The organism is Exiguobacterium aurantiacum DSM 6208 (assembly GCF_000702585.1).
GTDB lineage: Bacteria > Bacillota > Bacilli > Exiguobacteriales > Exiguobacteriaceae > Exiguobacterium > Exiguobacterium aurantiacum.
Window position 1 is genome coordinate 1 of sequence record NZ_JNIQ01000001.1, and the last position, 15,000, is coordinate 15,000.

Consider the following 15,000-nt stretch of genomic DNA (forward strand, 5'->3'; position numbering starts at 1 on the left):
CGTCCCGGCATGGAACACACGGACGTCTTCCGGCAAACGCTCAAAACCGGATAACACTTGTCCTGACACCGCTATCGACGGATAGCCTTCCGCCGCCACGACGACCCCAATCGTGTAAGCGTCAAGCCACTCGATCGCGTACGTTTTTTTGGCGACGACCGCTTCGATGACGTCAAGGAGAGGTGAGGCAAGGTTCGGCACGATCACTTCGGTCTCCGGGTCCCCGAAACGCGCATTGAACTCGATCACTTTCGGCCCGTCAGCCGTCAAGATGAGTCCCGCATATAAGAAGCCTTCAAACGGTGTCCCCCGCTCGACCATCGTCTTCGCGAGCGGATGAAGCACTTGTTCGACCGCCTCGTCATAAACGCTTTCCGCAAGATGAGACATCGGGCTATACGCACCCATCCCGCCCGTGTTTGGTCCTGCATCGTTGTCATAGGCGCGTTTATGGTCTTGCGACGTGATCATCGGGATGACATGTCCCCCCGAAACGAACGCCATGAGCGAGAACTCTTCTCCGTCCAAAAACTCTTCGATGACGACACGCGACTGCGCACCGAACTTATCGGTCGTAAAGATGTCCGTAATCGCTTCTCTTGCTTCTTCAAGCGAGAAAGCGACCGTCACCCCTTTCCCGGCGGCAAGTCCGTCCGCCTTGACGACGAGCGGGGCCCCGATCGCTTCGATATATGCCAGAGCCGAGGCCGCGTCGGTGAACGTCTCGTAGGCCGCGGTCGGAATGTTCGCCTGTTGCATGACTTCCTTCGCGAACGCCTTGCTGCCTTCAAGCAGAGCGGCGGCTTTCGTCGGGCCGAAAATACGCAAGTTTTCTTTCTCGAACGCGTCGACGACTCCGGCCATGAGCGCCGACTCCGGTCCGACGATCGTCCAACCGATCTGTTCCGCCTTAGCGAACGTGACGAGCGCCGCGACGTCCGTCTCTTCGATCGGCACGCACGTCATGCCGTCCATGTTGAGATTGCCCGGGGCGACGAAAACGTCGTGCCCGTCTTGTTTCAATTTCCAGGCGAGTGCGTGTTCCCGCCCACCGCGTCCAATGACGAGTACGTTCATCGTATCGCTCCTCTCAGTGTTTGAAGTGTCGGACTGAAGTGAATACCATCGTGATACCATGACGGTTCGCCGCCTCGATCGACTCTTCGTCTCGAATCGAGCCGCCTGGCTGGATGATGGCTGTGATGCCGGCCGCTGCCGCTGCTTCGACCGTATCGCCCATCGGGAAGAACGCATCGCTGCCGAGTGCCGCACCCATTGCGCGTTCACCGGCTTGTTCGAAAGCGATTTTCGCCGCCCCGACCCGGTTCATCTGTCCAGCCCCGATCCCAATCGTCGTCTCATCTTTCGCCACGACGATCGCGTTCGACTTCACATGTTTGACGACACGCCAAGCGAGCTTCAAATCTTCCCATTCCGCTGCTGTCGGGCGCCGATCCGTCACGATTTGGCACGAGGCGTCGTCGAGCGTCATGTCGTCCCCGTCTTGCACGAGCAGGCCGCCGGCGACTGCCGTCAACCGCGATCCGGTCATCTGTCCCATATCGAGCGTCAACAGACGTAAGTTCTTCTTCTCTTTCAATCGGTCAAGTGCTGCCTCGCTAAAGGATGGGGCAATGACGATTTCGAGGAAGATGTTTCGAAGCGCTTCTGCCGTCTCGAGGTCGACTTCCCGGTTCAACGCGACGATGCCCCGAAAATCGAGACCGGGTCGGCCGCATGGGCCCGTGTGAACGCTTGGTGAATCGTTTCGCCGACGGCGACACCGCACGGGTTCATATGTTTGACGACGACCGCTGCCGGTTCCGTCAATTCGGTGAGCGCTTCGAGCGCCGCATTCGTGTCTTGGATGTTGTTATATGAGAGCTCTTTCCCGTGGAGTTGCACCGCATTCGCAAGCGTCATTCCGTTATAGAGCGGCGTCTTATAAAATGCTGCCTGTTGGTGCGGGTTCTCCCCGTAACGAAGGTCTTGTACTTTTTCGTACGTGACCGTGAGCTGGTCCGGGAACGTCTCGCCGATCTGTCGACCTAAATAGTCTGCGATCAACGCGTCGTACGCCGCCGTATGCCGGAACGCTTTCGTTGCCAGGCGTTGTCTCGTCTCAAACGACGTCCCGCCGTCCCGCACTTCTTGTGCGACTGACACATAGTCAGCCGGGTCGACGACGACCGTCACGCTCGCATGGTTTTTCGCTGCCGAGCGGAGCATACTCGGCCCGCCGATGTCGATGTTCTCAATCGCCTCGTCATACGTCGCGTTTTCTTTCGCGATCGTCTCTTTGAACGGATATAAGTTGACGACGACGTAATCGATCGGCTCGATATGATGGTCTTTCATCTGTTCGACGTGCGAGTCTAAATCGCGCCGTCCGAGAAGTCCGCCATGCACGAGCGGATGGAGCGTCTTCACGCGACCGTCGAGCATCTCTGGAAACGACGTCACTTCCGAGATGTTTTTCACCGGCAACCCTGCCGCGACGAGTGCCGCCTCTGTCCCACCCGTTGAGATGAGTTCAATGCCAGCCTCATGCAAAACGCCCGCAAGTTCAATGATTCCTGTCTTATCTGACACACTAAGTAATGCTCTCACTTGAAAACCTCCTGTTGAATGAACACTTGATGTAACACGTGCGGGTAGAGCGCATGCTCGACCGCTTGGATCCGCTTTGCCGCTTCTGCGGGATCACAGTCCGTAATCTCTACTTCGCGCTGGGCGATGATTGGTCCCGTGTCCATCCCCGCATCGACGTAATGGATGGTGACACCGCTGACGTCTACGTCCGCGGCGAGCGCTTGTCCAATCGCGTCTTTTCCGGGGAACGCCGGGAGGAGAGATGGATGGATGTTGATGATCCGGCTCGGATACGCCTCGAGCAAGACGTCCCCAATCAAACGCATATAGCCTGCCAAGACGATATATTCGACGCGCAGCGTATGCAACAAGACAAGAATCTCTTCTTCAAAGTCTTGTTTCGACGCATACGCTTTCGGTGTGAACGAAAAGCTCGGGATATGATATTGATCAGCCCGTTCAAGTACTTTCGCATCCGGTTTGTCCGTGACGAGCAGCACGCATTCCCCAGACAGCTCGCCGCGTTCGATTGCTTGCCAAATCGCTTCGGCGTTGCTGCCTGAACCGGAGGCGAAGATGGCGAACCGCTTCACTGGTCGACCCCCATGATGCGGACACCTGGCTTCGCGTCGACCTTTCCAATCCGGTGCGACGTCTCCCCGGCGCGTTCGAGTGCCGCTTCAACCACCGCGACATCCTCTGGGCGGACGGCGATCATGAAACCGATTCCCATGTTAAAGACGTTGAACATCTCTTGCTTCGAGACGTGGCCGACTTGTTCGAGCCAATCGAAGACCGGGAGACTTGGCCAACTCGACGCATCGAATGTGACGCCAAGTCCTTCTGGCAGCATCCGGGGCACGTTCTCATAGAAGCCACCGCCCGTGATATGGGCCATCCCTTGGACGAGTCCGGTCGAAATCGCCGCTTTCGCCGCCTCTGAGTAGATGCGGGTCGGCAACAACAACGCATTGCCGAGCGTCGTATCGAGCATCGCGATCTCATCCGTGTAGGCGAGTCCTTGCGCTTCGACGATATGACGGACGAGTGAGAAGCCGTTCGAATGGACGCCGGATGAGGCGAGCCCAAGGACGATATCTCCTGCTTCGATCGTCCGTCCGTCGATCAGTGCCTCTTTCTCGACGACACCGACGGCGAATCCAGCGATGTCGTACTCCCCGTCCGGATACATGCCCGGCATCTCGGCCGTCTCACCTCCGACGAGGGCACAGCCCGCTTGGACACAACCTTCAGCGACACCGGCGACGATACGCTCAAGCTTCGCCGGATCGGCTTTGCCGGTCGCGATGTAGTCTAAGAAATAGAGCGGTTCGGCACCATGGACGAGGCAGTCGTTGACACACATCGCCACACAGTCAATCCCAATCGTATCATGTTGGTCGAGCGCGAACGCGAGTTTCAGCTTCGTCCCGACACCATCTGTCCCGCTCACGAGGATCGGATGCTTCAGTTGCATCGACCCGAGATCAATCATCGCACCGAAACTGCCAAGGCCGGTCATGACCTCAGGACGCATCGTCCGTGCGACGTGACGCTTCATGCGCGATACCGCCTCATAGCCTGCCTCTAAATTCACACCCGCTTGTTCATATCTTAAACTCATCGTCAGTCCCCCTCAAGCTTTTGTCTCTGTCACAAGTTCCGCCAGTTCTGTCGGATAAAGTCCGGTGAAGCAAGCGGCACACTGCCCGCGCAAGTTCCCTTCGAACGGCCGGTCAATCGCGTCGACCGTCCCTTCTAACGAGAGAAATGCAAGTGAGTCGGCCCCAATCTCTTCTTTAATCTCTGTAATCGATTTGGTGGCCGCAATCAACTCTTCCTTTGATGATGTATCGATGCCGTAATAGCACGGATGCTTGATCGGTGGTGACGTGATGCGGACGTGCACTTCGGTCGCCCCGGCTTCACGGAGCATCTTCACGATCCGCCGGCTCGTCGTGCCCCGGACGATGGAATCATCGACCATGATGACGCGCTTGCCGTTCACGACGCCGCGAAGCGCTGATAATTTCATTTTGACGCCTCGCTCCCGTAGCTCTTGCGACGGTTGGATGAACGTCCGCCCGACGTAACGGTTTTTGATGAGTCCCATCTCATACGGGATGCCGCTCGCTTCGGCGTAACCGATCGCTGCCGAAATGCTCGAATCGGGAACTCCGGTCACGACGTCCGCCTCGACCGGCGCCTCATCGAACATCTTTTTCCCCATCGCTTTCCGGGCCGTATGGACGTTGACCCCGTCGATGATCGAGTCTGGCCGTGAGAAGTAGATGTATTCCATCGAACACATCGCCCGGACCGCCGCTTCACTGTAACGCTCGGACGTGATGCCGTCCGCTGTGATCATGAGAAGCTCTCCCGGCTCGACGTCACGGACGTATGTCGCCCCGACGACGTCGAACGCACACGTCTCGGAAGCGAACACGTACGCACCGTCCTCGGTCTGACCGAGTGAGAGCGGACGGAGACCGTGGACATCGACCGCGACGTAAAGAGCATCTTCTGTCAAAAAGAGAAAGGCGAACGCTCCGACGAGACGGGCCAAGCTATCCGAAATCCGTTCTTTCAGTGAATTCCCGCGGCTCCGCTTGATCAAATGGGCGACGACTTCTGTGTCCGATGTCGTCTGGAAAATCGCGCCTTCCGCCTCGAGCATATGTTTCAGTTCGGTCGCATTGACGAGGTTCCCGTTATGCGCCATCGCCAAGTCGCCGGTGAGTGATTTGAAGTGGAGCGGTTGGACGTTCTCGAGCGTGTTTCCACCCGCTGTCGAATAGCGGACGTGCCCGATGGCGTGATGTCCGGTGAGTGCGTCGAGTGACGGCTCATCGAACACTTCGGCGACGAGCCCAAGCCCACGCTTCGCGTTCAAACGTTTCCCGTCCGCCGTGACGATGCCCGTCCCTTCTTGGCCCCGGTGTTGCAGGCTATGCAGGCCGTAGTAGGCGAGATGAGACGCGTCGATGTGTCCGTAGACGCCGAACACACCGCACTCCTCATTCATGCCTCGGATGTCATATAACATGGAATAGCTCCTTCCCATACACGTTCAAGTTCGGCGACATTCATTTCAATGAGACGGTCGCTCGCTCGGATAATCAGTTGTGGTGTTTCGGTCACATGTCCGATGCGCGTGGCGTTCGTCAACGTCTCGAAGCGGTCCGCTTGGTCGGCCACGACCGTGACGAGGAAGCGTGATTGTGACTCACTGAAAAGTGTCGTCACGAGATCTGTCTCGACGCTCACGTCTAAGCCGAAACCAGTCCCAAACACGAGCTCAGGAAGCGCTGCGGCGAGTCCGCCTTCAGACACGTCGTGGGCCGCTGTGACGAGTCCTTCACGAATGGCTGAAAGGAGCGCTTGTTGATTCGTCCGTTCTGTCGCCAAGTCGAGTGTCGGCGCGTGCCCGCTCACTTTGCCGTCTTGTAGCATTTGCAGCGCACTGCCGCCGAACTCAGGCTTCGTCTCACCGAGCAAGAAGACGACGTCGCCTGCCGTTTTGGCGAACGAAGTCGTGATATGTTCACGCTTCTCAATCAAACCGACCATGCCGACGACCGGTGTCGGATAGATGGCCGTGCCGTTCGATTCATTATAAAGCGAGACATTTCCTCCGATGACCGGTGTGTCGAGCGTCCGACACGCCTCAGCCATGCCTTCGACGGCTTGATCGAGTTGCCAGAACCCTTCCGGTTTGTCCGGGCTACCGAAGTTCAAGCAGTCCGTGAGCGCCAACGGTTCAGCCCCGCTCGCGACGATGTTGCGTGCCGCTTCGGCGACCGCGATGGCACCGCCGACACGTGGGTCGAGGTAGACGTATTTCGCGTTGCAGTCCGTCGTCATTGCGATTGACTTCTCGGTATCACGGATGCGGATGACGGCCGCGTCACTGCCTGGCGCGACGACGGTCGACGTTTGGACCATATGGTCGTACTGCTCGTACACCCAACGCTTCGAGGCAATCGTCGGCATGGCAAGGACCTCTTTCCACGTCGCGAGGACATCTGTGACGACCGGTCGTACCGGCGCCATCGCTTGGAATGCCTCATAGTAGGCCGGAACTTTTGACGGCTTATGATAGACCGGTGCGTCTTCGGCGAGCGCGTCGACCGGTACTTCCGCCGCGATTTCGCCGTGATGGACGAGACGAAGTACTTTTTCTTCGATGACTTCGCCGACTTTGATCGCATGAAGTCCCCACTTCGTGACAATCGCTTCAATCTCGTCTTCATGTCCTGCCTTGACGACGAGGAGCATCCGTTCTTGCGATTCCGACAACATCATCTCGTAAGGTGTCATCCCTGACTCACGTTGCGGGACGAGGTCGAGGTTCATCTCGATGCCCATCCCAGCTTTTGATGCCATCTCGGCAGAAGACGAGGTGAGACCGGCTGCGCCCATGTCCTGGATGCCGACGAGGGCTGGGTGCTTGATGACTTCAAGACATGCTTCAATCAACAGCTTCTCCATGAACGGGTCCCCGACTTGGACGGCTGGACGTTTCTCGTCCGCATCTTCTCCGAGTTCTTCCGAGGCGAACGTCGCCCCGTGAATCCCGTCACGCCCTGTCGTCGCACCGACGTACATGACCGAGTTGCCGACTCCTTCCGCGATCCCTTTTTGAATGTCTTCGTGGCGGATGAGTCCGACGCACATCGCATTGACGAGCGGGTTGCCGGCGTAGGCCGGGTCGAACGCGACTTCCCCGCCGACCGTCGGGATGCCGACACAGTTGCCGTAACCGGCGATCCCAGAGACGACATGGCCGAATAAATGTTTCACACGTGATTCGTTCAAATCTCCGAAGCGGAGCGAGTTGAGCAGAGCGACGGGCCGCGCACCCATCGAGAAGATGTCGCGGATGATGCCGCCGACCCCTGTCGCCGCTCCTTGGTATGGTTCAATCGCGGACGGATGGTTATGGCTCTCAATTTTGAAAGCGACCGCTTGCCCGTCACCGATGTCGACGATTCCTGCCCCTTCCCCTGGTCCTTGAAGGACATGTTTCCCGGTCGTCGGGAACTTACGGAGCACAGGCTTCGAGTTTTTGTACGAACAGTGTTCTGACCACATGACCGAAAACAAGCCGATCTCTGTGTAGTTCGGGTCGCGACCTAGGAGTGAGACGACGAGCGCGTACTCTTCGTCTGAAAGTCCCATCGTCGCATATAGGCGTGCCTCACGGATATCGAGTGCTGTCGGTTCAGTTGTAACTAGCATGTCGTGTCCCCCATTTCACCATCGAAGTGAATAATCGTTTTCCATCTTCACCGCCAAGTAGCATCTCGACCGCTCGTTCCGGGTGCGGCATCATGCCGAGCACGTTGCCTTGCGCGTTCGTGATGCCGGCGATGTCCGCTGCCGACCCGTTCGGATTATCCGTATACGTGAAGGCGATTTGCCCGTTCGCGCGAAGCGTATCGAGCGTCTCGTCGTCACAGTAGTAATTGCCTTCCCCGTGTGCGATTGGGATCTGAATCGTCTCACCGAGTGCGTAGTCGCTCGTGAACATCGTCTCGTTGTTTTCGACTTTCAGCTCGACCGTCTTACACATGAACTTCAAGTCACGGTTTCGCATTAACACACCTGGCAACAACCCTGTCTCGACGAGCACTTGGAAACCGTTGCACACACCGAACACCGGGCGTCCTTCTTCGGCGAAGCGTTTCACTTCACTCATGATTGGAGAGAATTGCGCGATGGCCCCGCACCGTAAGTAATCGCCGTACGAGAAGCCCCCTGGCAACAAGACGCCGTCATACCCGTCAAGTGACGTCTCCGTATGGAACACGTATTCCGCCCCTTCACCAATCACGTCTTTGACCGCGTGATACATATCGAGGTCACAGTTCGATCCTGGGAAGACGATGACCGCAAATTTCATGCGAGTACCCCCATCTCGATTTCGTAGTTCTCGATGACCGTATTGACGAGCAGCTTCTCACACATGTCCCGGACCATCGCCTCGGTCGTCTCGTCCGTGACTTGGAGCTCGATCACTTTACCGATGCGCACCGATTCAACGCCGGTGAACCCGAGGTGGTCGAGTCCGCCTTTGACGGCGACGCCTTGTGGATCGAGCACACTTTCACGTAATGTCACGTACACGTTTACTTTTTTCATTGGTCCATTCCCCCTATGCGTGTTAACAGCTGGCCATACGTCTCGGTCAGTGAACCGAGGTCTCTACGAAATACATCTTTGTCGAGCTTTTGCTTCGTCTCTTTATCCCAAAGTCGACATGTGTCCGGTGAAATCTCATCGGCGAGGATGATCGTCCCGTCGACTTTCCCGAACTCGAGTTTGAAGTCGATCACGTCGATGCCGTGTTCTGCGAAGAAATCGAGCAACACGTCGTTCACCCAAAGGCCGAGTTGTCGCAATGTTTCGACTTCTTTATGTGTGGCGATTTGCAGTAAACGGATATGATCTTCTGTCAGAAGCGGATCTCCGAGTGCGTCATCTTTATAGTAAAACTCAACGATCGGGGCGAGGAGCGGTGTCCCTTCTTCCCAACCGAGTCGTTTGGCGAGACTGCCGGCAGCGACGTTCCGGACGACGACTTCGAGCGGGATGATGTCGACGCGGCGGACGAGCTGTTCGCGGTCTGACAGTTTCTCGATGAAGTGCGTCGGAATCTTATTGTCGTGCATCAGTTCAAACAAACGGGTCGTAATGGCGTTGTTCAACACGCCTTTGCCGTCAATCGACTGTTTCTTTTCCCCATTGAATGCCGTGGCGTCATCTTTATAATAGACACGGAGCACACCCGGTTCTTCTGTCTCGTATAACGCTTTCGCCTTACCTTCGTAAATTGCTTCCATCTGTATCGTCCCCCTTAAAAGTGAGAGGGGCGTATTGCCCCTCAACGATCACAAACCACAGCGTTCAAAAATGACATCGACACGACGCACGTGATGGCTCGGGTCGAACAAGTCATCGAGCTCGTCACTCGTGAAGAGTGCACCCATTTCAGCATCTTGCTCGATCAATGTCCGGAACATCGTCTCTTCTTCCCACGCCTGCATCGCCTTCGGTTGCACGGCGTCATATGCGGCTTCACGTGACCAGCCTTTCTCGATCAAGGCGAGCAAGATTCGTTGCGAGAAGATGATGCCGAACGTCCGGTCCATATTGCGGCGCATGTTGTCCGGGAACACCGTCAAGTTCTTCACGATGTTGCCGAAACGGTTAAGCATATAGTTCAACAAGCTCGTCGCGTCCGGCAAGATGATGCGTTCCGCTGAAGAGTGCGAGATGTCACGTTCGTGCCAAAGCGGGACGTTCTCGTACGCCGTCACCATATGACCGCGGATGACGCGGGCCAACCCCGTCATATTCTCAGAGCCAATCGGGTTACGTTTATGCGGCATCGCCGATGAACCTTTTTGTCCTTTGGCGAAATACTCTTCGACTTCACGTGTCTCTGTCTTTTGAAGGCCGCGGATCTCGGTCGCCATCTTCTCGATCGACGTGGCAATCAATGCGAGCGTCCCCATATACTCAGCGTGACGGTCACGTTGCAACGTCTGTGTCGAGATTGGGGCAGCTTGAATGCCCAGCTTGTCACACACATATGATTCGATGAACGGGTCGATGTTGGCGAACGTGCCGACGGCTCCGCTCATTTTCCCAAATTCAATCGTCTCGCGTGCTGCCATGAAACGTTTCTTGTTGCGTTTCATTTCTTCATACCAGAGGGCGAGTTTCAATCCGAACGTCGTCGGTTCGGCGTGGACGCCGTGTGTACGCCCCATCATGATGTCGTATTTATGTGCTTTCGCCTTCTCAGCGAGAATGTCGATGAAGCGGTCCAAGTCCGCCTCTAAAATGTCGTTCGCTTGCTTGATCAAGTACGAGAGCGCCGTATCGACGACATCCGTCGACGTCAACCCGTAATGGACCCACTTCTTTTCTTCACCGAGCGTTTCTGAGACGGCTCGAGTGAACGCGATGACGTCGTGGCGTGTCTCTTGTTCAATTTCAAGGATGCGGTCGACATCGAATGAAGCTTGATCCCAAAGTACCTTGACGTCTTCTTTCGGGATGACACCTAGCTCACTCCAGGCCTCACAAGCGTAAAGCTCGACTTTGAGCCAAGCGTCAAACTTGTTCTCGTCCGTCCAAATCGCCGCCATCTCGGGGCGGGTATAACGTGAAATCATAAAACAGTCTCCTTCCAAATTGCCAATTGTTCGATGGTATGAAGCGCGTCCTCGACGGAATCTCCGAGCACGTTCAAGTGTCCCATCTTTCGTCCTGGCTTCGCTTCATCTTTTCCATACAGATGTAGTTTAACATTCGACGGTAAGTTCTGTGGTTTCAGCTCTTCCATCTGTTCACCGAGCAGATTGACCATGACGACTGGGGTGTGCAGCGTCGTGCGTCCGAGTGACATACCAGTGATTGCACGGATATGCTGTTCGAATTGTGACGTCTCACATGCATCCATCGTATAGTGACCCGAATTGTGAGGTCGCGGTGCTAATTCGTTTATATATAGTGAGCCGTCTTCCATGACGAAGAGCTCAACTGCGAGCGTCCCAATAAGTCCGATATAGTCCGCTAGTTGCAGAGCGACGTGTCGTGCGTCGTCCAAGACGTCTTGTGAGAGACGTGCCGGAACGATTGATACGTGAAGAATGTTATTCCGATGAATGTTCTCACTAATCGGGAACGTCGTCGTCTCATGGGAACCTCTCGTCACGATGACCGAAATTTCTTTTTTAAAAGGGAGCCAAGCTTCAGCCACGTATTCACCTTCTTTGAACTGATTGACGAATGCGTGTACGTCTTGCTCGGTTCGAAGTACGGTTTGTCCTTTCCCGTCATAGCCGAAGCGACACGTTTTGATGACTAGAGGGAGCGTTAGTAAATCTTGAGCCCGATATACATCTCGTACTGACCGGATCGGTACGTAAGGGGCGACCCGTAAACCAGCTGCCTCGACCATCTGCTTCTCAAACAAACGGTGCTGTGTTGCTTTTAAAACATCCATTCCTTGCGGGCACTTTTCATCGATTGCTTCGATCATCGCGGTGTCGATATTCTCAAACTCATACGTGATGATATCTGAACGTGTCGCGAGTTGCTTGGCAGCTTCAATGTCATCAAAATTTGCCACGATACTCGGGGCGACTTGAGCGGCAGGTGCATTCGGGTTTGGATCGAGACTGAGCGTCTCATAACCCATCGCGCTCGCACTAAGCGACATCATCCGTCCGAGTTGTCCTCCACCTAATATCCCGATCCGCATCAGACGAGTTCCTCCGTTCCTTGCATTGCCATCTCTTTTTTCTCTTGGCGATATTGAGTAAGGCGATCGGCGATATCAATCGAATGAAGGCTAAGGATTTGTGCCGCGAGGAGTCCGGCATTCGTAGCACCCGCTTGTCCAATCGCGACGGTCGCGACCGGTACACCGGCCGGCATTTGGACGATGGATAGCAATGAATCAAGTCCGTTCAATGCTTTTGATTGAACAGGTACACCGATGACTGGCAACGTCGTCTTCGCGGCCACCATTCCTGGAAGGTGGGCCGCACCGCCTGCACCTGCAATAATGACATGAATGCCACGATTTCTAGCGCTCTCTGCATATTCAAACATGACGTCCGGCGTTCGGTGCGCTGAGACGACTTGCTTCTCATACGGGATATGGAGCTCATCAAGTACGGCACATGTATGTTTCATTGTTTCCCAGTCAGACGAACTGCCCATGATTACACCAACTGTCTTCACGTCAACGTCCCCCTTAAAATAAAGAAATCCCTAAACCGTTTCATCAGTTTAGGGTATAGAGCACGACAAAAAAATGTCGGCTATACCCCATAGTCTGATCAGAATCGGTGATCAGGTAGAAACTTGCAAGCCATTTCCTTGCGATTATATGGAGCGATATTTAATTTTCTTAACTCACACGCCTATCGTACCTTGTTCTTTGAAAACATGTCAACAAACTGCGAACATTTTAATTGTCTGAATATTTATCGTTCGCTTTTAGAATGGTTTGTAGAACAAAAAAAGCTGTCCCCTTTGAAGGACAGCTTGGCATTATGGATTGAGAGCAACGCACTCAAATAAAATCGATTGATGGGAATGTACAGGTTCGTCTTTGTTTCCCGTTTTTTCAAAGACTGGCTTTTCAATCCTACGTACCGGGCGATACCCCATTTGAGCAATACGGTCTAAACACTCACCGACTGTCTCGTTTGGCTCGACGTATACTTTGATTTTTTTGGCCATCTGTTCTTCCTCTCTTTCATTTGAATCGCGATATAAAAAAGCGGCGGCCCTTGAGCGAATGCTCCAGAACCACCGTTTGCCTGGCGACGTCCTATCCTCACAGGGGGAGACCCCCAACTACTTTCGGCGCTGAAGCGCTTAACTTCCGTGTTCGGCATGGGAACGGGTGTGGCCGCTTCGCTATCGCCACCAGACTATTCAGGGCTTGTTCCCTGAAAACTGAAGTTCATCAATTGTCAAACCATAGACTAGATCAAAGCCTCGACCGATTAGTATCATTCAGCTCCACGTGTCACCACGCTTCCACCCATGACCTATCTACCTCATCGTCTCTGAGGGGTCTTTCTTGATTGCTCAAAGGGAAATCTCATCTCGGAGGGGGCTTCATGCTTAGATGCTTTCAGCACTTATCCCGTCCGCACGTAGCTACCCAGCGATGCTCCTGGCGGAACAACTGGTACACCAGCGGTGCGTCCATCCCGGTCCTCTCGTACTAAGGACAGCTCTCCTCAAATTTCCTGCGCCCACGACGGATAGGGACCGAACTGTCTCACGACGTTCTGAACCCAGCTCGCGTACCGCTTTAATGGGCGAACAGCCCAACCCTTGGGACCTACTCCAGCCCCAGGATGCGATGAGCCGACATCGAGGTGCCAAACCTCCCCGTCGATGTGGACTCTTGGGGGAGATCAGCCTGTTATCCCCAGGGTAGCTTTTATCCGTTGAGCGATGGCCCTTCCATGCGGAACCACCGGATCACTAAGCCCGACTTTCGTCCCTGCTCGACTTGTAGGTCTCGCAGTCAAGCTCCCTTCTGCCTTTGCACTCTTCGAATGATTTCCAACCATTCTGAGGGAACCTTTGGGCGCCTCCGTTACTGTTTAGGAGGCGACCGCCCCAGTCAAACTACCCACCTGACACGGTCCTCCAGCCGGATCACGGCTGCGAGTTAGAGACTCTATACGCAAAGGGTGGTATCCCAAGGGTGTCTCCACCGAAGCTGGCGCTCCGGCTTCACAAACTCCCACCTATCCTGTACATCGCGTACAAAGCCTCAATATCAGGCTGTAGTAAAGCTCCATGGGGTCTTTCCGTCCTGTCGCGGGTAACCTGCATCTTCACAGGTACTATGATTTCACCGGGTCTCTCGTTGAGACAGTGCCCAAATCGTTACGCCTTTCGTGCGGGTCGGAACTTACCCGACAAGGAATTTCGCTACCTTAGGACCGTTATAGTTACGGCCGCCGTTTACTGGGGCTTCGGTTCAGTGCTTCTCTTGCGATGACACATCCCCTTAACCTTCCAGCACCGGGCAGGCGTCAGCCCCTATACTTCATCTTGCGATTTAGCAGAGACCTGTGTTTTTGCTAAACAGTCGTTTGGGCCTATTCACTGCGGCTTATGTTGCCATAAGCGTCCCTTCTCCCGAAGTTACGGGACCATTTTGCCGAGTTCCTTAACGAGAGTTATCCCGCGCGTCTTAGAATTCTCATCTCGCCTACCTGTGTCGGTTTACGGTACTGGCGCCGACCTCCTTACTAGAGGCTTTTCTTGGCAGCGTGAAATCCGGTACTTCGCCCTACGGGCTCCACGTCACAGCTCAACCTTGTATGCCGGGCGGATTTGCCAACCCGACGGCCTCGCTGCTTGTCCGTGCACTTCCAGTCGCACGGTTACCTTATCCTTCTGCGTCCCCCCATCGTTCAAACGGTGGTACGGCGGTACAGGAATATCAACCTGTTGTCCATCGCCTACGCCTTTCGGCCTCGGCTTAGGTCCAGACTAACCCTGAGCGGACGAGCCTTCCTCAGGAAACCTTGGGCTTTCGACGGAGGGGATTCTCACCCCTCTTTTCGCTACTCACACCGGCATTCTCACTTCCAAGCGCTCCACGGCTCCTCACGATACCGCTTCACTGCTGCTTGGAACGCTCTCCTACCATCCCTTACGGGATCCATAGCTTCGGTGGTATGTTTAGCCCCGTTACATTTTCGGCGCGGCGTCACTCGACTAGTGAGCTATTACGCACTCTTTGAATGGTGGCTGCTTCTAAGCCAACATCCTAGTTGTCTGTGCAACGCCACATCCTTTTCCACTTAACATACACTTGGGGACCTTAGCTGATGGTCTGGGCTGTTTCCC

Annotated in this window: 12 protein-coding genes, 2 rRNA genes, 1 pseudogene and 1 riboswitch (1 of these 16 only partly in view); all 15 genes and pseudogenes read right to left on the reverse strand. The window is 55.0% G+C overall.

What is annotated here, in order from left to right; all coding sequences use genetic code 11:
* Positions 1-1,077: phosphoribosylamine--glycine ligase (gene purD, locus P398_RS0100005; RefSeq protein ID WP_029333664.1), on the reverse strand; the 1,077-nt coding region annotated here is incomplete at its 3' end.
* A 13-nt stretch (positions 1,078-1,090) separates the two neighbouring features.
* Positions 1,091-2,610: pseudogene (purH, locus tag P398_RS15955) on the reverse strand (bifunctional phosphoribosylaminoimidazolecarboxamide formyltransferase/IMP cyclohydrolase).
* Entirely contained in the window at positions 2,607-3,185 is a 579-nt protein-coding gene (gene purN, locus P398_RS0100015; RefSeq protein ID WP_024371769.1) for a phosphoribosylglycinamide formyltransferase, read from the reverse strand. Before purN ends, purH begins: the two are co-directional and overlap by 4 nt.
* A complete protein-coding gene (gene purM / locus P398_RS0100020) occupies positions 3,182-4,216 on the reverse strand; it encodes a phosphoribosylformylglycinamidine cyclo-ligase (protein ID WP_024371770.1) in 1,035 nt (344 codons plus the stop codon). Before purM ends, purN begins: the two co-directional genes overlap by 4 nt.
* A gap of 12 nt (positions 4,217-4,228) precedes the next feature.
* The gene (gene purF, locus P398_RS0100025; RefSeq protein ID WP_024371771.1) at positions 4,229-5,638 is read right to left on the reverse strand and encodes an amidophosphoribosyltransferase; all 1,410 of its coding nucleotides are present in this window, start codon (positions 5,636-5,638) and stop codon (positions 4,229-4,231) included.
* Positions 5,614-7,833: a phosphoribosylformylglycinamidine synthase subunit PurL gene (purL, locus tag P398_RS0100030; RefSeq protein ID WP_029333665.1), complete on the reverse strand. Its 2,220-nt coding sequence runs from the start codon at positions 7,831-7,833 to the stop codon at positions 5,614-5,616. The genes purF and purL overlap by 25 nt, the downstream gene beginning before the upstream one ends.
* Positions 7,817-8,497 (reverse strand): phosphoribosylformylglycinamidine synthase subunit PurQ, encoded by a 681-nt coding sequence (purQ, locus tag P398_RS0100035; RefSeq protein WP_024371773.1) that lies wholly within the window; start codon positions 8,495-8,497, stop codon positions 7,817-7,819. The genes purL and purQ overlap by 17 nt, the downstream gene beginning before the upstream one ends.
* Positions 8,494-8,736 carry a phosphoribosylformylglycinamidine synthase subunit PurS gene (gene purS, locus P398_RS0100040; RefSeq protein ID WP_024371774.1) on the reverse strand — a complete coding sequence of 81 codons (243 nt, stop codon included), beginning with the start codon at positions 8,734-8,736 and terminating at the stop codon, positions 8,494-8,496. The genes purQ and purS overlap by 4 nt, the downstream gene beginning before the upstream one ends.
* Entirely contained in the window at positions 8,733-9,437 is a 705-nt protein-coding gene (purC, locus tag P398_RS0100045; protein ID WP_024371775.1) for a phosphoribosylaminoimidazolesuccinocarboxamide synthase, read from the reverse strand. Before purC ends, purS begins: the two co-directional genes overlap by 4 nt.
* A 48-nt stretch (positions 9,438-9,485) precedes the next feature.
* A complete protein-coding gene (gene purB / locus P398_RS0100050) occupies positions 9,486-10,778 on the reverse strand; it encodes an adenylosuccinate lyase (protein ID WP_029333666.1) in 1,293 nt (430 codons plus the stop codon).
* On the reverse strand, positions 10,775-11,869 hold the full coding sequence (gene purK, locus P398_RS0100055) for a 5-(carboxyamino)imidazole ribonucleotide synthase (protein WP_029333667.1): 1,095 nt from the start codon (positions 11,867-11,869) through the stop codon (positions 10,775-10,777). The genes purB and purK overlap by 4 nt, the downstream gene beginning before the upstream one ends.
* Positions 11,869-12,333 carry a 5-(carboxyamino)imidazole ribonucleotide mutase gene (gene purE / locus P398_RS0100060; protein WP_029333668.1) on the reverse strand — a complete coding sequence of 155 codons (465 nt, stop codon included), beginning with the start codon at positions 12,331-12,333 and terminating at the stop codon, positions 11,869-11,871. The genes purK and purE overlap by 1 nt, the downstream gene beginning before the upstream one ends.
* 91 nt (positions 12,334-12,424) lie before the next feature.
* A riboswitch (purine riboswitch) is annotated at positions 12,425-12,526 on the reverse strand.
* 140 nt (positions 12,527-12,666) lie between these two features.
* On the reverse strand, positions 12,667-12,858 hold the full coding sequence (locus P398_RS0100065; protein WP_024371779.1) for an NETI motif-containing protein: 192 nt from the start codon (positions 12,856-12,858) through the stop codon (positions 12,667-12,669).
* Positions 12,859-12,936: 78 nt separating this feature from the next.
* A 5S ribosomal RNA gene (rrf, locus tag P398_RS0100070) occupies positions 12,937-13,052 on the reverse strand.
* A gap of 55 nt (positions 13,053-13,107) precedes the next feature.
* Positions 13,108-15,000, reverse strand: a 23S ribosomal RNA gene (locus P398_RS0100075); it runs 1,021 nt beyond the window's last position.